We start from the raw sequence: 16,537 nt of genomic DNA on the forward strand, positions 1-16,537 counted from the left end.
CCTCCTGTTTTTAGCTTAGGTTCAGCCTACCACAGCGACCATACGTTCCCCTAGTCAAACGCCTTACAAATTCCATTATCTCCCGGGAGAACTTGCGCCCGTTGACGGACCAACCTCTGAAGTCGTAAACTAGATAAGATTAACATCGTGAAAGGAGCTTGCCCCATGCAAATTAAAGACGCCGTTGCCGCTTCCGGAATCAGTGCCTACACGATTCGATTCTACGAAAAACGCGGCCTCATCACCATTCCACGAACGGCCAGTGGCGTACGCGACTTTTCCGCCACCGACCTCGACCGTTTGCATTGGATTCACTGCTACCGGCAAGCCGGTCTAACCATCAAGGAGATTGCGACCATTCTCACTGGCCAAGTCTCCTCCAAGGACTACCTGCAACTCTTAGCCTTAGCCGACACCCGGCTGACCCAGGAAATTGCGGCGCTACAACACACGCAGCAACGTTTAGCTCAAAAACGCCAGGCGGCCTTGGCGGGACAATCGCTGGCCTGCCATCTGAAAAAATGTGTTTAGCTTGATGAGTGCACCAAAAAGGACCGGACCTGAGGAAACTTTCCTCAAGTTCGGTCCTTTTCCTCAACGCTAGAACTATGCCAATTCTTTGGTGATAGCGGCGTTGAATTGGGGTAAATCATCCGGTGTCCGGCTGGTGATCAAGTGCCGATCAATCACGACTGGTTCATCTTTGACGATACCACCCGCGTAGTACAGGTCAGGACGCACCGTCGTGTAAGCCGTTAACGTCCGCCCCTTGACCAGACCCGTTTGGATGAAGAGTTGTGGGCCGTGGCAAATCGAAAAGACCGGCTTATCCGCCAGGAAGAAATCCTTGACTAAAGCCACATAACGGTCGTCCGCCCGTAATTGGTCCGGTGAGAAGCCACCAGGAATCAATAAGGCGTCGTAGTCAGCCACTGAAATGTCGTCAATGCCCTTTTCCGTCGTAAAAGTAGTACCGTGCTTACCAGTCAACGTTTTATTGGCTTCATCTTCCACCAACGTCACGTGATGGCCCGCCGCCTCTAAGGCTTCTGCGGGAGAGGTATACTCGATATCTTCAACATCATTGGTCATAATCGCTAATACTTGACTCATCTTAATCGCTCCCTTATGTCAATTGATACGCGCTTTAGTGTGCCAACTTAGAGTGGGTCTAAGGCAAATCATTTCCCATTCCCGTTTTCAAAAAACGTGCCGGCAACCACTCGGTCACCGACACATTCATAAATCTTTATTTAGATTGCGTTTGTTGCGCCACCGAAGCATTCACGGCTGCTTTCTCGTCCTCAATTAATTTTACGCGACTCTCGATGATTTTGATATCCATCTTGATTTCACGGGTCATCCCCGGCGTATTGATTTTCGGGTTGAAGAAGGCTTTGAACTCCGCAAACCGAACCGGTGTGTGGAAAATGCCGGCCGTCACGGTAATGTAGGTGGTGAATTCCATGTCGCCGCCGACCGTGTCTTCTAGCCACTGCCAGTCGTTTCGTAACCAGTCCCAAGCCGCTTGTTGGGCCGCATCGTTGGCCAAGGCGCCCCGGTACCAGGACCGTAAGTCTTGTGGCTTGACGGTGTCTGCATCTTCGAAGACCCCAATCAACTTGTGAATCAAAGTTGGGTCCGTCGTTGCGGTCACCGCTACCGACAAATCTGCCTTATAACTGGGATCCGTCGAGGTCCGGTACTCGTTCAATAAATTGTCGAATAAGGTCGCGTTGCCGAAATGCTGCACTTCGTTCCGTAGCACAAAGACCCGAATGGCCGCCGGTAGCGTTCCTAAGTGTGCCGCGTTTGCCGTGAACAGTTCATGAGCGTCCGCCACCGCCTGGGCGTTTTGTGCGTACAAGGCGGCATTTAAAACGATTGGCCGGGTCAACTGGTCATCGTTGGTATCCGTTGCCTTAGGCGTCCAACCTAAACGCGCCACTTGTTGCGCACTAAGTTGGTCGAAGAGGGCGCGTAAGGCCTTCTCTTCCGTGGAATCCGGTGTGACGAACTTCTTAAGATTATTAGCAATCCGGTATAGCGCTGCATTGACCACCGTTGCGTCACTTGCTGCAAATCGACTGAGTAACGGCACAATCTTCGCGTAAGAAATCTGCCGTCCATCCGCTAACAAGCGCAGGTCTTGGAGAACTTGTAACTGCGCAATGGCGTCTAAATCATCTAAGTGGTCTAAAATATCAGTCAGTAACGTGTCATCATACTTCACAATGAAGTGGGAGTTGTTACCCACGTTGACCTGGAACGGTTCGCCCGCTTTTTGCCGTAAGTCTTGGTACGTTCCTAACGTCACGGTCGGCGTCTCAAAGATAGCTGGTGCCGTCTCATAGTTACTGTTCAACGGAATCTTCCATTGTCGCTGAGCGTCTTGGCCATCACCGATAAAGAACTGGGCCTGACTCAAGGTCAGTTGACCGTCTTTGACGGCCGCCGTGACCACGGGATACCCAGGTTGTTCGAGCCACGTGTTCATGATGCTACCAACATCCATGCCGGAAGCGTCACTCAAAGCGGCCCACAAATCAGCACCCTTAGCGTTACCATACTGGTGGGCTTCAAAGTAGGCCTTTAAGCCCTGACGCAATGCTTGGTCGCCCACTAAAGCTCGGGCCATGACTAACATCCGTGCGCCCTTAGCGTACACGATGGCACTATCAAAAATGGCATCGATTTCGGCAGGATCTTCTACTTCCACGTGGACGGATTGGACGCCGTCAGTGGCATCCCGTTGGAGCGCCATTGGGGCATCAGATGTCTGGAAAGTCTCCCAGATGTGCCAATCCGGTTCCAGAGCATCGATGGCCACGTATTCCATCATGTTAGCGAAGCTTTCGTTCAACCAGAGGTCATCCCACCATTTCATGGTGACCAAATCACCGAACCATTGATGCGCCAATTCGTGGGCAATCACCGTGGCGACCCGTTGCTTCATATCGAGAGCCGTGTTATCCGGATCAAGCAGCAAGTAAGCTTCCCGATACGTGACCAAGCCCCAGTTCTCCATCGCTCCAGCCGAAAAATCTGGTAAGGCTAATTGCCAGGAATGAGGGAGCGGGTACGGCGTTTGGTAGAAGTCCTCGTAAAATTCGATGGACCGCTTCGCAATATCCAAGGCGAAATCAAGTTCATTGGCCTGGTGAGCCTTGGTGGCGAAAACGCCGACCTTGACACCGCTCTTCGTCTCGGTGACCTTCTTTTGCAAATCCCCAAAGGCAAAGGCGATTAGATAGGAAGACATCTTCTTGGTCGTAGCAAAGTAGTGCACACCCGCTTCCGTCTTGGTCTCGGGCATGTTGCTTAAAATCGTCTCTCCCGGTTGTTCGTCAAACTTGATGGCTAAATCGAAAGTCGCTTTAGCTTCGGGTTCATCGACACACGGGAAGGCCTGCCGGGCCGCCGTGGTCTCAAATTGGGTCCCAATGATTTGCTTCTTTTCGCCGTTAACTTCGTAATAAGACGGATAAATTCCCATCATCGAATCGGTCAGGGGGGCGGTAAAGTCGATGGTGACCGTTGTCTTCCCGGTCTGACCCAAATCGATATGCAAGCCCTCAGCTTGTTCATCAATGGTAAAAGGCACCGCGGTCCCCGCCACCGTCACAGCGTTAATCGTCATGTATTTTTCGTGAACAGAAATGATCGATTCCAGGGCTTCCCCCGTAATCGTGGATGTCCCACTAATCAGTTTTGTGCCCCGATTAATATCGAGTGCAATCTGATAATGCGTGGGTTGGAACGTCTGATAAAAGTGTTTCGTTTCAGTCATAAATTCCCCTCCAAGTTAAAAACTTATTAGAATAATTTCATTATACGCCATTCCTCGGCTAAACGCTGATAATGTGGTAGGACTTTCCCCAACGTCTAACCCGCTAAAAGGAAAAGGCCCAGGAAAACTTCCTGGACCTGTCAGTATATTGACTTAGAAACTTTTAAACGTTGGCATACGCCTTGGTCAGAGCCTTTTTATCTTGATGATCAATGGTCTTGTACCGGTTCTTGGCGTACATTACACTCTTTTTGTCCTTTGAATGACTCAGGCCTAACGCGTGCCCCAGTTCATGGGTCGCAACGTTCGCCCGTTGTTTCTTCGTGTAATGGTAATCCGTTAAGAGGTCCCGATTCAAGGTCGACTTAGCGGACACAATTTCACTCAGAGCTGACGTGTGGCGATAAAAGGAATAGTTGGTGAATCCCGTATAGAGCTTTTCCCCATCAGTATCCAGTTTGGCAGAAGACTGGAGTGCAATGTCGGCCTTGTGACCCGCTTTAGCTGCTTTAAGGTGCACAATCTTGGTCTTATTCCAGCGCTTGATTGCGGTCTTCCAACTCTTTTTATAACTCTTGGATGAGCCGGACATGCTGTACGTCACCGTCCGGGAATCCCAATGGCCCCACGAAGGGGTCTTGTAGGTCTTGGCTTGCGCCGTCGTTGTTAAAGAAGCCCCTAAACTAATCACCAGACTGGCAGTGATGATGATCATGCGGACAACGTGTTTGATTTTTTGGGTGACGAATTTACAATTGAAGTGCAACAAGTAAGAAAATAAAAATAGACTCCTAGCCTGAGTCCTGTAGAATGAAGTCACCATAACAATCATCTAAAGGAGTTCTTAGGCTATGAGTCCATATACACATCTTACCTTAAAAGACCGCGAATGCATACTGTTAGGTGTAACTTTACACCATACTTACCAGGTTATTGCCAATCAAATCGGTTGTTCCAAAGCCACTGTGTCACGAGAAATTAAACGCAACGGCGGTCGGGGCGCCTATTCCGCCGTAAAAGCCCAGCAGAACTATCAACAGCGCCGATTAAAGAGTCGCCGCCTCAGGGTACTGGAGAATTTAAAGCTACGCGACTTTGTCCTTCACTGCATTCTTCAACGACAATGGTCACCCGAGCAAATCGCCGGTCGTTTATCTTTAGAGACCAGTAATTGGCATATCAGCTACAACACGATTTATCGCGGAATTGAACGAAATAATTTAGGCGTTAAACGTAAAAGTCATGGGGCTCGAGGATTCGCTCGAAAGTTACGACATCGTGGGAAAACTCGTAAGGTTAAAGGAACTGTCAACGAACGACGTGGCCGTTTTAATAATGTCCCATCAGTCCATGAACGACCAGTCTCATGTGAGAATCGGACTCGTTTTGGCCATTGGGAAGGCGATACCGTTCGCGGCAAGGTCGGGCGTTCGGGTTTAGTGTCACTGGTCGACCGTAAGTCACGATACCTTCTGTCTGAGCGTGTACCCAAAGTGAATGCCAAGAATGTGACCCAAGCGATGATCGACCTCCTGCATACAGTCACACCTAAACGCGTTCGTACGCTTACACCAGACCGAGGTACAGAGTTTGCGGGTTATCGTGAAGTCGGTAAAGAGCTTGGTATCTCAGTCTATTTTCCAGACCCGCACGCACCACAACAACGTGGGACCAACGAAAATACCAATGGTCTCATCCGAGAGTATTTTCCCAAAGGAACTGACCTTGATGAACTGACCGATCAAGATATCGCGAAGTTTGTCAGGAATTTAAATAATCGCCCCCGTAAGGTCTTAGGCTGGAAGACACCATCTGAAGTTTTCTTCGGTAAAAAGTTACACTTGATTTGACAATTCGTCGTATAAATACTAAGCACTCACTTTCCTTGGTCGCCAATTGAAACTCGATTTTTGGTTAAGAGTGCTAGTATGCAACGAATTTACTTACAATTATTTAGCCAATCATGTAAAACTGTGCAATTTTTGGGCTTTTTTACAAATATTTCAAAGATTACAAAACCTGAATCGCTTACAATTTGTTAGTTTTTTTGCGAAGGCGTTTGCTAAACTTCCCGTTTGCCAAAAAAGTAAAGCCCCAGACCTAAAAACACCAAAATATACCCTAAATTGCCAATAAACATCTGATTATTGGTCAAATGCGTCACTTTTGGCAACCAAATGGTAATCAACTGTACCGGATAGTTTAAAAGGTTTAGGGGGTTCCACTTCAAAAACTCCCATTTATCAACGGCCTGCGTGGTCATCCGACTGAGGCCCAGCAAGATCACGTAACCCACGACACCAACGCTAGCGGCCGTCACTCCTCGTTTAAACTTGACGGCTAACAAGAAGACCACGCTCAGCAATAACCACATGGTCATGAAGTTAGCGGCTGTGCTGGCCAGCCACACTTGCCAAATGAGACTCGGTGTCCCCGGAAAGCTAGCGGTCACCGCAAACTGATTACTTGGCCACATGAACTTGTTAATGAACGTGGTCCCAAGCATCACCGCGTAAAGGACCACTGAGTAAGTCAACATGGTCAGCCACTTGCTGATAAGCACCTGTTCTCTGGAATAAGCTTGGGTGACCAAATCCTTCAACGTATTGAACTCGACTTCACTGGCAATAGTCGTCGCCGTGGCCGCAATCATGATGACTGTAATTAGCCACGGACTAGCAAAGTTAGCCACCCACAGATCACTCGTGCGGGTCGTTTGCCGGTAAAGATCACTCAACCAAGCACAACCAATGTTTTGGAGAATGACCAACACCAAGCAAAAATAGGTCCCCCGATGCCGTAGCAGTTTGAACATTTCTTGTCGATAAAGTCTAAGCATGTTGCGCCTCCTGCTGGTCCAGCATATGTAAGAAGAACTGCTCGAGGTCGCCGTCTTCATGTCGCACATCATCAATCATAATGTTGTGATCCGTGAGCGTCCGTAGAATCTGGGCCACAACGTCTTTTCCCCGTAACTTCACCCGCAGCGGGTGACGTGCGACCACCCGGTACCCCGCAATGCGCAAGATGCTAACGGCTTGGTCTTCCTGCAAAGTCTTAATCACTAAGAAATGTTGGTTTTGCGCTAAGACCTCCCGCATACTGGTGTTGCAAATCACCCGCCCCTGGTTAATCACTACCAAGTCTTCTGCGATACGCTGCAATTCGTCCAAAATATGACTGGAAATCAGAAAGGTGGTTCCCGCCGCTTGACGTTTAACAATTAACTCACGAAGCGCCTTAGTTGCTTGGGGATCCAACCCCTTCATGGGTTCATCTAAAATCACCAAGCTGGGTTGATTGACTAACGCCAGCGCAATCCCCAACTTTTGTTTGAGCCCCACCGAATAGGTCTTCACATCACAGTCCAACACGGTCTCAATCTCTAATGCCCGACTGACCTCTTGAATCCGCTGTGCCTGTGTAGCCGTCGCATCCGCAAACAATTCCAAATTCGCCCGCCCCGTCAAGTACGGGTACAATCCGGGGGCTTCCACTAGTGAGCCCACGTGAGTCAGTTCCCGGTGATGATTAAAACCGACACGTTGTCCATTAATAGTGACGACCCCTTGAAACTTCACCAGGTTTAAAACCGCTTTCATAATTGTTGTTTTGCCGGCCCCGTTGGCCCCAACCAACCCCACCACGTGACCCCGTTGGCAATCGAAATTCACGTTATGGAGAACCTGGCGGTGCCCATACGCCTTGGTCAGGTGACGGACCGATAACACTGAATTTTCCAAAACTATCCCTCCTTGATTAGCCTCAGTATAGCAAATTATCGTCACCCAGGTGAAATAGACGCACTATAAATTATTTATTAAAAGTACATTTTTGATTTTATTACCATCCTTATACTCCGTCTCCTTTCACCCCACAGAAAAGCGCTCCGTTAACGGTATTTTCACCGTAACGAAGCGCTAGTTGGTTAGTCATTTTAAAGCTGAGTTATTTTATTGATCAATCTCTGGAGCCTTACCCAATTCGGCTTGGACCATCCAAATCTTCTTCTCAATGGCGGTCTTGAGTCCAATTAAGATATCCTGCGTACTGAAGTCCTTCTCATCATCCGTAACTTCAATTCCGTGTTGGTAGAGGTTTTCTAAGTAACGGTAACCCGTTACCAGGTGTTCCAGGCGTTCTGGCGTCGTCTTATCCCAATCGCCAGGCCAATCTTTGATTTGAGTATGGTCGGCCATCTCTTGTAACGTTGAATAAGGTTCTCCATCTAAAGCAATCAGGCGTTCCGAAATGACATCCAATTGGTCGTCGATTTCTGCCATGAATTTATCCATTAACGGGTGTAACTTCAAAAAGTTCGTCCCCCGCATGTACCAGTGGGTTTGATGGATAATCATCGACATCTGACTGAGATCAGCAACTAATTGGTTCAATACCTTTTTCGTTTCGGCATACTTCATGTAGATCAATCTCCTTTCAAGCACCATTATATCTTAAACTATCATGCGTCGAAAGCATTGACCCTCGTGAAGAATCAATCTCTGAAATCGATTCCAACTCAACGTTTCCCAACGTCCCCGATGTGGCGTGACTTTTGTAGTAACCAGGCCCACAGTTGGGGACGCCCACTTTAACTAGAACGTTTTGGACTTATTTATTAGTCCACCGGATCCCAGTTTTCTATCCTTGGGAAATAAGCTCCTAAAATCAACCCGAGCAATTGATTCTAAGCGCTTTGTTCCTAAACTAATAATGTATATCCGATAATAAAAATTATACTTAAAATAAATAAATTCACACAATATTTTCCATTCCACTTCAATGATACCGTTGCTGGACTAGTTCCCAGAATATTGGCAATTACAACTACGATTCCCGCAAAGGGTGACATCATGTATGCTAAAACACTACCAATATTTAATCCAAGAGCAATAGCTAAAGCATTAAATGGTAAATTAATTCCCATCATGACCTGTCCCAACAAGGTTACAGAAGCCAAGGGATGTATACCGATTAAAGATAAAATAACAACCAGTAAGGGAACTAAAATTAATGCTCCCCATGATAAGTGCGCAATATATGGTGTTAAAAATCGACCGATTATTTTGGATACTTGGGAATGTTCAAAGACATTTGAAAACAAACCGATAGCAACAAAGAATGGCGCCAAACTTCCACCACGCATTAATCCGCTCTGAAGATACTCCTTTCCAGCCTTAACAGTTCGTTGATGGTCATGGTCTCCCACTTGTAAAGCCAACAGCCAAAATAAGATAACCACTAAGCCAGCCAAGGTAACATCTATCATCGCTTCACCAATTTCAAGGTGAATCAATGTAAAAGCGATTACCAATAAAACAACCACAGCCAAAATAATTTGGAATACCTGTAACATTGCTCGCGTAGTATTACCTCGACTTTTAATCTGCTTGCCATTCTTCTTTGCTGGCAAAGCATGTAATTCGATCAGCAAGGCTAACAGCAGTCCTAATAACCCTAAAATAAAACTGGGAACAAATAGTTTTTGCAAAGGCACATGAGTAATTGTACTAATTAAAAAAATTGTCGCGGCGCCCGGCGCCCATAATGTTCCTAAGGTAAAAGAACGACTAATGGCAACCGATGAGAAGTGATTATACTTTTCACCAAGTCGTTGTTTTATTGTTGGCCCCAAGATGGAGTAGATGATGGGGACAGTTCCCATTGAAAGAATACTAGATAGCAAGAATGTAATTAACATTGTGAAGGCAAATAAGCCCCGATTAGTTGGTAACTTACCATTAACCAGTGTCACGATTGAATTTTGGTATCGCCCCACGGCAATTGGAACCGTAAAAAGTTGCATTACGATTAATAATACGATTAGATTGTCCATTGAATTAACTGCATTAATCACCATCGATAATGAAAAATGCTCATATCCAGCAATTAATAGTCCCAGAATAAAGAAGATCCCCGTTGCCCATTTAAATGCGGTCCCTAAATGATGAAATCCGCCAATTAGAACTAACAAGGAAGCAATAGCTAACACCAACGCTACTTGATTAGCTAACGCCAAATTTAGGATACTAATAATTACCAATAGAACTAGCAATATTCTTTCACTATTTTTAACTATCACTTTTCAAATTTTCTCCCTTTACTATTTACTATTTTCTTGTCCTCTCAAATCCAACAGGACAATTACCGTAAAAAATAACATTGCCAACTGTCACCCAATAAAAAGATACATATTTGCTTGCCTATCCCGCACTTAGCTTTCGCGCAAAATGAGTTAAAGCAAAAAAATCAACAGATTCTTACCTGCTGACCTTAAATTCTAATGACTCTTTTCCATAGAAACAAAAGAGAAGTCACTTTCTTCTGTTACTTCTTTCAACCGGTTCATACCCATATATGGCACTGTTTTCCAGCTCTTTGTGCAAGTGTATCATTTGCGCACTTGGGCTGGATACTATTCGTCAACGACTTTTGGCAAACCCGCGACAACAATAGTCAGAATGGACCATGACCTGCCCAATTTCAAGCTTATCTCCTCGTTCACGGTAATGAATCGCTCCAGCAATTTGATTATCAGCAACCAACTTTAAAACAATCCAATAATGTGGGAAATCCTTCTTACTCTCTTTTGCTGTTTCTCGAAGCGCTGAGATTTCCTAACTGCCAATCATTTCCGCTTCACTTTCAAAAGCTAATAATGGTAATTGATATAACTCTCTAAGTCCGCCGATGTAGCTCGTTCTAGTTTCATAAAATCTCGCTTTAATCATGGGCATTAACAACGAAATCTGTTTTGTCTAATAGATTATTCTTTAGTTCATCGCGAAATTGATTGTAATAGAATTTATCCTTAACAGCCATTGCATGCTTTAACGCATAAACAGTTAAGGTATATCGATGGGGCTTATCTGGCGGCATTGGACCTGCATAATGACTGGTTACGTAGTCATCATCTTCATCGTAGAACCGTGAAGCCCACGTATTCATCCCCTGGGGTCCTTTGAACCCCCTACTAAAATCTTCATCAATATTTTTAACGGGAAGATTAGCGGCTAACCAATGAATAAATGGAAAGCCCGTTCGTGGTACTGCATCATAATCAATCAACGACAATGCTAAATAATTTGTCTCCTGAGGAACATCAGTAACTTCAATTGGAAACGAAATTACTGGTTGCCCGGCCTTTTTAATTGCCGAATATTTGGAATACTTATCTGGTAGGTACCCAGCTTGGGTTACTGGAACGTTTATTTTCATTTAATGATTTTCCTTTCTATTTAGACCACAAAAATTAATTAATTGCTCAATCAAATTTCTGATTATTGTACAGTTTACTATGTTGAGCTTGTTTTTCGGTAAACTTTTTTTCTTAATAGGATGCAGCCCGCTTAGCAACTAAGTCACGCATTATTCTTGACGAATCATTCATCCGATTGTAGGAAAATAAGGTTGAGCTTTTCACTCAGCTTCATGGAGAAATTTTATGCTTGGTTTGTTGGGTAAATCGTAAATTCAGAAATGTCAACATCTCCTGGTTGATCAATCGCGAATTTTACCACCCGGGCAATTGCATCCGGCGAAATTCCGTGTTGCTTGTAGAAGTTCTTCATATTAGCAGCGGTCTTTTCATCACCAACGTGGTTAAGTAATTCAGTATTGATTGCGGCTGGGTAAATGGTCGTTGTCCGAATATTAGTCCCTTCGTTAGCACTTTCCATCCGAGTAACTTCCATAGCATTCTTAACGGCAAACTTAGTCGCACCGTAGACCCCGGAACCAACATAATTCTTCAAGCCCGCTACCGACGAAGTCGTAATAATGTGACCATGCTTTTGAGCAGTAAAGATTGGCATTACCGCAGCAATTCCATTAAGAACTCCCTTAATATTAACATCGATCATCTTGTTCCATTCAGCAGTCCGAACAGCACTCATTGGTGAGTTTGGCATGATGCCAGCGTTGTTAAAGATGACATCAACCTTGCCAAAGCTATCTTGAGCCGCCTTTATTAGAGCTTCAACTTCTTCTGGTTTAGTCACGTCAACAGCTCGGAAGTCTGCCCGTCCACCATTAACGTTAATTTCGTTAGCAATCTTGTAAAGCCGGTCTTCGCGGCGGGCACCAAGCATCACCATGGCACCGTTCTTTGCTAACAATTTGGCAGTTACTTCACCAATTCCAGAAGATGCACCGGTAATGACAACAACTTTCCCTTTAACTGACATAATTAATTCCTCCTATTAATTTTTAATATTTTTCAACACCTTTAACGATCCTTGCTAATCCACAATTAATAGAAGCACTAACACATTCGTAACATATCAACCATCAATTAATATTGTCGCCCTTTTTTATCAGGAAATGGCAATAAGTTAGTCCCGTAAAATATTTATCAAACGCGGTGTTCTTTTCGCCAATACCAAATAGATTATCCTTATTTTGTTCAACCATGATTCGCGCTAAGCCCTAACCCGAAACGTTACTTGTGCTGAGTTGAATTTACTAAAGAAGCTAACATCGTTATCAATATGGCCAATCGGTTGTTGTTCAAAGACTTCGCCATTCTGCTTGTACAAAAATACCAGACTCCCCATCGGTGGCCAGTAAGAAATATCCCCGACCTGATAGCCTTTATCCTTTGCATTATCAGTTGGCAAGCCACCATGGCCGTAACGGTGACACATCTCACGGGAATATAGATTATCCATATCGACGGTAAATGGCATCCGAGAAATTAAGTCGCGGGTTGTTGCGTTATCTTCAAATTGGGCGGTTAATTTAACATCATTGTTTACACTAATTTCAACTAAGGTTTTCTTACTCATTTTCTTTCTTCCTTTCATTAAAGCACCTTGCTTTGCTTCAACCATTCTTTAGTTTCTGCAACACTACTATCAACTGCGTGCGTTTCTAAACGTAGGCCTGGCTTAACATCAGCTGTTGGCAACCACTTCCTCGTATCTTGTTCAGTGTTTTCAATTCCAACATCACCAGAAGTACAAAATGGGATAACCTTCTTCCCAGTAAAATCATAGGCTTCCCAGAAAGAACGAATTACCATTGGCTCACGATACCACCAGATTGGGTGGCCGATAAAGACAGTGTCATACTGATCCATATTTTCAACGTGACTCGTTAGTGCTGGTCGGAAATCTGCAAGTTGTTCCTTGTGGGCTTGAATTGAACACGGATCGTGCGGTTCCGGGTAAACCGTAGCGGTTTGGATTTCAAATAGGTCGCCACCAGTTAACCTTTGAATTTCTTCGGCAAAAGCCTTACTGTGACCCCAGTGACTAAAGTATGCGATTAAAATATTACTTGCCATTAAATTCCATCTCCCTTATTCGATAATCATTAAACCTAAAACGACATAGCTGATTACTAAAGTTATAAAAAGTTGTCCCTTAACCTTCTTCCGATTATTAATAAAATGAGGGTTTATCCCATTGGGTGTTCGGTTCTGCAAGCCCAACACTTTGGTAGGCTGCTAACTCAGGCCTTGCAACCACATCAGCTATAAAAGCGGCTGCCGCTTGCCTCGTTAACTGTGTGTCACGGAACGGTTGCCCGGCTGGAATCAGCTCATGCTGTTCATTATTTGGATCATCATAAAGCCAGGCCATTCGTATTAATGTGTAATTGAGATTACTACGTTTAATCACTTCTGCTGCATCAATAAGGTTTTGATTGTTCCCCATCATCTGCTGGTTCCATTGGCCAAATTTCCCAGGAACCTCATCTTCGATTCCTAATTCACTGGCAACAATCAATCGCTTGACCCGTTGGGACTTCATTGCCGCTACAACATTACGGTTTGCTTGTACAAACTGACCAGTTGCTAAATAAACAATGTCTTGGTGACTAACCGCCTGTTTAAGATCAACCGGATTATTCCAATTACCACTCATCACATGAACACGTGGCTTAGCAATCAGATTGGTTAGTCGTTGCTGACCATGGCGGGCAAACAACGTTAAAAAGACATCTTGATGGATTAACTTAGGAATTAAGTAACGCGAAATATTACTTGTCGCTCCTAAAATTAAGACCCGTTTCATTGCAATGCCTCCTTGTTTCATTCGATGGCTCTATTATGACTGATGAGTACTTGACAGTGAAGAATCTCATTGTTAGGGTGGTGTTAACTTATGGTTGATGCGGAGGGTGGCATAATGGATACCAATAACCTAAGAACGTTTATCTCAGTAATTAAGTCGGGAAGCTTTACGAAAACTGCGGCGCAAAATTTCATTTCAAGCACTGCCGTCATGAAACAAATTAATCGACTAGAAAAAGAAGTTGATACCAAACTATTCGATCGTTCCAGCACGGGAGCCACCCTTACTACTAGTGGTGAGGTTTTCCAAAAGTATGCCGAAACGGTCATTGATCTTACCAACAAAGTTTATGTTGAATGCCATAAAGCCGATGGCGCTGTCCAGACAATCAGTCTTGGCACCTCACTCCTGCATCCCAGCATGCCCTTCATGCCAACCTGGAATGAAATCAAAGATCAGCTTCCAAACTACCAGCTACAAATCACCCAAATTCCCGGTGATTTAACTGCCAATAATCGCGAATACGCAATGCTCGGTCGTGAATGTGACATTATGATTGGTACATTTGATCAAGCGACAACCCGTAGTTTGGTTAATGTCAAGGGCGGTGATAAAATGCAGGTTTATGGCGGTTTAAAAATGTAGGTTTTGGGCGGTCAACCGACGCCTTTTAGTCGATAAGACTTTCCGGTAATCTTGACGACATGGACATGATGAACTAGGCGGTCAAGAATCGCCGCCGTTACGGTCGGATTTTGAAAGATTTCTACCCAGCCAGATAAATCACTATTACTAGTAATAATGGTCGAATGACGCTCATATCGTGCGTTGATAAGCTGGAAGAATAGGTTAGCTTCATCGTGATCAATGGGTAGGTAACCAATCTCATCAATGACCAAAAGGTCATAACGAGCATAACGGTTAATGCAGCGCTCTAAGGTGCCCTTCTCGTTAGCTGTTCGCAACCTAAGGAGAAGCTCATGACAGTTGATGAAGAGCGTTCTTTTTCCTTGGCGACAGGCTTCAATTCCAATACTAATGGCTAAATGGGTCTTACCGACCCCTGGACTACCAATAAAAATCAAGTTCTCGTTCTTTTCTAAAAACGCCAAATCTTGAAACCCAACTACTTCCTGCTGGTTAATGCTGGGTTGAAAGTTAAAATCAAATCCCTTTAGTGTCTTTTTCTGCGGAAAGTGTGCCCGCTTTACGATTCGTTCTATCGATTGTTCTTGATTCCATTCAAGCTCAGTGCTCGTCAGTGTAAGCATTGCCTCAGTAAACGATAGTTGTTGTTGATTAATTTGGTCAACATATTCTGGTAGATACGCAACCATTTTGGTGAGTCCTAGGGACTCTAAGTTAGTTAGTAGCTCCTGAAATTTACTAGTCATTATCATCACCTAAACCTGGTCATATTCGCTAAGATGCTCTGCGATGTATGCCTGTATATCCTGCTCACTTTGTCCCTTTAAGAGGTCGGACCCCAATATGCGGACACGGTCTTGCTTATCGTAATTAAATTGATTGGTCGTTATATTGTGCGAACGGATCATTTCTCCGTTATAATAAATTTGGATACGCTGCTCATTATCGGTCAGCTCGATATCGACTGTGCGACCAATGTAGCGTGGATCAACGGAGTACTTACATTTACGAAAGTTAACCATCGATTCTTTAGAGACGATACGGGTAATATCTTCCTCAAAGAATGGATTTAACAGGTTGGCTGGCTGTTCATGTAGGTACTCTTTTTCTTCGTTCTGCCACTTATCCATTGGAACCTGGTTGGTGGCTTGCGAAACCTCATAATTTAAATCTTCACAGAGATCATTGACCAGACCAATGAGTTCTACACCGTCTTCAAACTCATAATTGTACGGGCGAAGTCGCTCCATTGTTCTTGCTAATGCTTCGACGACACCCTTAGTCTGTGGACGAAATACTCGACAAGCAATTGGATTATAGCCAGCATCGTGGCTAAATTGGCGAAAACGCTCGTTAAATATCGCTTTGCCAAAGCTTGATTTGGTATGATCAACAACTTGCTTCATGTTGTCAAACCAAATTTCGGAAGGAACACCACCAGTTGCCTCAAACGCGTCATTTAAGCATTGAAACAACGTATCTTGACTGCGTTCAAAGACCAAAGTGACATATTTCAATTTAGAAAAGGGTAAGACGTAAAGAAAAATGTTGAAACGGTGCGGCTGCCCATTCCTGTCGTATAAAGTCATTTCTTCTTTCCAATCGACTTGGGCCGATAGGCCCGGCGTATGTTCAACACGAATAGTTGCTTTATGAGTTCGTTCCTTACGAATACTGGCACAGTATTCTCGAACGATAGTGTACTTTCCCTGAAAGCCCCGTTTCTGAATGAATTTGTAAATGGCCTTGGCAGAACAATGTAGCTCTAGTTTTTCCTCGATAATGCTTCTATAGCCATCCAGTAAGCTAGGCCGTTTATGTTTGATCAAGGGCAGGGTCATACTCCCTTGGGCCTCCTCATATGCTCTCTTAGCTGTACGATAATCTACCCCAAACTGTCTTCCAAGAGCCGTAAAATTAGGCTTGATATCATTATTCACGTACTGTTTCACTCCTTCGCGGACATCATGTCTCACATTGAAAACCTCCTAAAGTCAATGTGATTCATAATATCAAAAAATGTAGGAAAACCGACATTTTTACGCCGTCATTTTCCTACATTTTATAACCGCCATGCACA

At 44.6% G+C, this 16,537-nt stretch carries 18 protein-coding genes; 3 read left to right on the forward strand and 15 right to left on the reverse strand.

Annotated elements, in window-relative coordinates:
- The first annotated feature begins 165 nt into the window (after nucleotides 1-165).
- On the forward strand, nucleotides 166-531 hold the full coding sequence (locus H3M12_RS11675; protein ID WP_129033184.1) for a MerR family transcriptional regulator: 366 nt from the start codon (nucleotides 166-168) through the stop codon (nucleotides 529-531).
- Between the two features lie 75 nt (nucleotides 532-606).
- Here H3M12_RS11675 and H3M12_RS11680 read toward each other — a convergent pair whose 3' ends face one another.
- From H3M12_RS11680 to H3M12_RS11690, 3 genes are all read right to left on the reverse strand, one after another.
- On the reverse strand, nucleotides 607-1,113 hold the full coding sequence (locus tag H3M12_RS11680) for a type 1 glutamine amidotransferase domain-containing protein (RefSeq protein ID WP_129033185.1): 507 nt from the start codon (nucleotides 1,111-1,113) through the stop codon (nucleotides 607-609).
- Between the two features lie 136 nt (nucleotides 1,114-1,249).
- Entirely contained in the window at nucleotides 1,250-3,790 is a 2,541-nt protein-coding gene (locus H3M12_RS11685; protein WP_182150734.1) for a M1 family metallopeptidase, read from the reverse strand.
- Between the two features lie 163 nt (nucleotides 3,791-3,953).
- Nucleotides 3,954-4,505 carry a matrixin family metalloprotease gene (locus H3M12_RS11690; protein WP_129033196.1) on the reverse strand — a complete coding sequence of 184 codons (552 nt, stop codon included), beginning with the start codon at nucleotides 4,503-4,505 and terminating at the stop codon, nucleotides 3,954-3,956.
- 136 nt (nucleotides 4,506-4,641) lie between these two features.
- Here H3M12_RS11690 and H3M12_RS11695 point away from each other — a divergent pair, with 136 nt between their 5' ends.
- Nucleotides 4,642-5,640 (forward strand): IS30 family transposase, encoded by a 999-nt coding sequence (locus tag H3M12_RS11695; RefSeq protein ID WP_182150575.1) that lies wholly within the window; start codon nucleotides 4,642-4,644, stop codon nucleotides 5,638-5,640.
- 212 nt (nucleotides 5,641-5,852) lie between these two features.
- Here H3M12_RS11695 and H3M12_RS11700 read toward each other — a convergent pair whose 3' ends face one another.
- From H3M12_RS11700 to H3M12_RS11740, 10 genes are all read right to left on the reverse strand, one after another.
- Entirely contained in the window at nucleotides 5,853-6,629 is a 777-nt protein-coding gene (locus H3M12_RS11700; protein ID WP_170955004.1) for an ABC transporter permease, read from the reverse strand.
- Entirely contained in the window at nucleotides 6,622-7,533 is a 912-nt protein-coding gene (locus H3M12_RS11705) for an ATP-binding cassette domain-containing protein (RefSeq protein WP_129033188.1), read from the reverse strand. The genes H3M12_RS11700 and H3M12_RS11705 overlap by 8 nt, the downstream gene beginning before the upstream one ends.
- A 210-nt stretch (nucleotides 7,534-7,743) precedes the next feature.
- Entirely contained in the window at nucleotides 7,744-8,211 is a 468-nt protein-coding gene (locus tag H3M12_RS11710) for a Dps family protein (RefSeq protein WP_129033189.1), read from the reverse strand.
- 281 nt (nucleotides 8,212-8,492) lie between these two features.
- Entirely contained in the window at nucleotides 8,493-9,782 is a 1,290-nt protein-coding gene (locus H3M12_RS11715; protein WP_233449185.1) for a hypothetical protein, read from the reverse strand.
- Nucleotides 9,783-10,212: 430 nt separating this feature from the next.
- Nucleotides 10,213-10,335 (reverse strand): hypothetical protein, encoded by a 123-nt coding sequence (locus H3M12_RS13150; protein WP_407657804.1) that lies wholly within the window; start codon nucleotides 10,333-10,335, stop codon nucleotides 10,213-10,215.
- Between the two features lie 178 nt (nucleotides 10,336-10,513).
- On the reverse strand, nucleotides 10,514-11,008 hold the full coding sequence (locus tag H3M12_RS11720; protein WP_129033191.1) for a YbhB/YbcL family Raf kinase inhibitor-like protein: 495 nt from the start codon (nucleotides 11,006-11,008) through the stop codon (nucleotides 10,514-10,516).
- Nucleotides 11,009-11,232: 224 nt separating this feature from the next.
- A complete protein-coding gene (locus H3M12_RS11725; RefSeq protein ID WP_182150736.1) occupies nucleotides 11,233-11,976 on the reverse strand; it encodes an SDR family oxidoreductase in 744 nt (247 codons plus the stop codon).
- Nucleotides 11,977-12,210: 234 nt separating this feature from the next.
- Nucleotides 12,211-12,621 (reverse strand): cyclophilin-like fold protein, encoded by a 411-nt coding sequence (locus H3M12_RS11730; RefSeq protein WP_233449186.1) that lies wholly within the window; start codon nucleotides 12,619-12,621, stop codon nucleotides 12,211-12,213.
- Nucleotides 12,594-13,076 (reverse strand): flavodoxin, encoded by a 483-nt coding sequence (locus H3M12_RS11735; protein ID WP_129033194.1) that lies wholly within the window; start codon nucleotides 13,074-13,076, stop codon nucleotides 12,594-12,596. The genes H3M12_RS11730 and H3M12_RS11735 overlap by 28 nt, the downstream gene beginning before the upstream one ends.
- A 97-nt stretch (nucleotides 13,077-13,173) precedes the next feature.
- Nucleotides 13,174-13,809 carry an NAD(P)H-binding protein gene (locus H3M12_RS11740; RefSeq protein ID WP_129033195.1) on the reverse strand — a complete coding sequence of 212 codons (636 nt, stop codon included), beginning with the start codon at nucleotides 13,807-13,809 and terminating at the stop codon, nucleotides 13,174-13,176.
- Between the two features lie 114 nt (nucleotides 13,810-13,923).
- On the opposite strand from H3M12_RS11740, the gene H3M12_RS11745 reads away from it, so the two are divergent.
- Entirely contained in the window at nucleotides 13,924-14,454 is a 531-nt protein-coding gene (locus H3M12_RS11745; protein ID WP_225423566.1) for a LysR family transcriptional regulator, read from the forward strand.
- Nucleotides 14,455-14,465: 11 nt separating this feature from the next.
- Here H3M12_RS11745 and istB read toward each other — a convergent pair whose 3' ends face one another.
- Nucleotides 14,466-15,203, reverse strand: a complete 738-nt coding sequence (gene istB, locus H3M12_RS11750) for an IS21-like element helper ATPase IstB (protein WP_031263932.1) — start codon at nucleotides 15,201-15,203, stop codon at nucleotides 14,466-14,468.
- Between the two features lie 9 nt (nucleotides 15,204-15,212).
- On the reverse strand, nucleotides 15,213-16,433 hold the full coding sequence (gene istA, locus H3M12_RS11755) for an IS21 family transposase (RefSeq protein ID WP_042749622.1): 1,221 nt from the start codon (nucleotides 16,431-16,433) through the stop codon (nucleotides 15,213-15,215).
- Between the last annotated feature and the right edge of the window lie 104 nt (nucleotides 16,434-16,537).

The sequence above is a fragment of the Levilactobacillus suantsaii genome (assembly GCF_014069315.1).
Taxonomy (GTDB): Bacteria; Bacillota; Bacilli; order Lactobacillales; family Lactobacillaceae; genus Levilactobacillus; species Levilactobacillus suantsaii.

Excerpts from the sequence above, each read along its gene's own strand:
- H3M12_RS11730 (WP_233449186.1), bottom strand. The coding sequence starts at position 12,621 with ATGGTTGAAGCAAAGCAAGGTGCTTTAATGAAAGGAAGAAAGAAAATG.
- H3M12_RS11725 (WP_182150736.1), bottom strand. The coding sequence starts at position 11,976 with ATGTCAGTTAAAGGGAAAGTTGTTGTCATTACCGGTGCATCTTCTGGA.
- H3M12_RS11740 (WP_129033195.1), bottom strand. The coding sequence starts at position 13,809 with ATGAAACGGGTCTTAATTTTAGGAGCGACAAGTAATATTTCGCGTTAC.
- H3M12_RS11690 (WP_129033196.1), bottom strand. The coding sequence starts at position 4,505 with ATGATCATCATCACTGCCAGTCTGGTGATTAGTTTAGGGGCTTCTTTA.
- H3M12_RS11680 (WP_129033185.1), bottom strand. The coding sequence starts at position 1,113 with ATGAGTCAAGTATTAGCGATTATGACCAATGATGTTGAAGATATCGAG.
- H3M12_RS11685 (WP_182150734.1), bottom strand. The coding sequence starts at position 3,790 with ATGACTGAAACGAAACACTTTTATCAGACGTTCCAACCCACGCATTAT.
- H3M12_RS11700 (WP_170955004.1), bottom strand. The coding sequence starts at position 6,629 with ATGCTTAGACTTTATCGACAAGAAATGTTCAAACTGCTACGGCATCGG.
- H3M12_RS11745 (WP_225423566.1), top strand. The coding sequence starts at position 13,924 with ATGGATACCAATAACCTAAGAACGTTTATCTCAGTAATTAAGTCGGGA.
- H3M12_RS11710 (WP_129033189.1), bottom strand. The coding sequence starts at position 8,211 with ATGAAGTATGCCGAAACGAAAAAGGTATTGAACCAATTAGTTGCTGAT.
- H3M12_RS11720 (WP_129033191.1), bottom strand. The coding sequence starts at position 11,008 with ATGAAAATAAACGTTCCAGTAACCCAAGCTGGGTACCTACCAGATAAG.
- istB (WP_031263932.1), bottom strand. The coding sequence starts at position 15,203 with ATGACTAGTAAATTTCAGGAGCTACTAACTAACTTAGAGTCCCTAGGA.
- H3M12_RS11675 (WP_129033184.1), top strand. The coding sequence starts at position 166 with ATGCAAATTAAAGACGCCGTTGCCGCTTCCGGAATCAGTGCCTACACG.
- H3M12_RS11735 (WP_129033194.1), bottom strand. The coding sequence starts at position 13,076 with ATGGCAAGTAATATTTTAATCGCATACTTTAGTCACTGGGGTCACAGT.
- H3M12_RS11695 (WP_182150575.1), top strand. The coding sequence starts at position 4,642 with ATGAGTCCATATACACATCTTACCTTAAAAGACCGCGAATGCATACTG.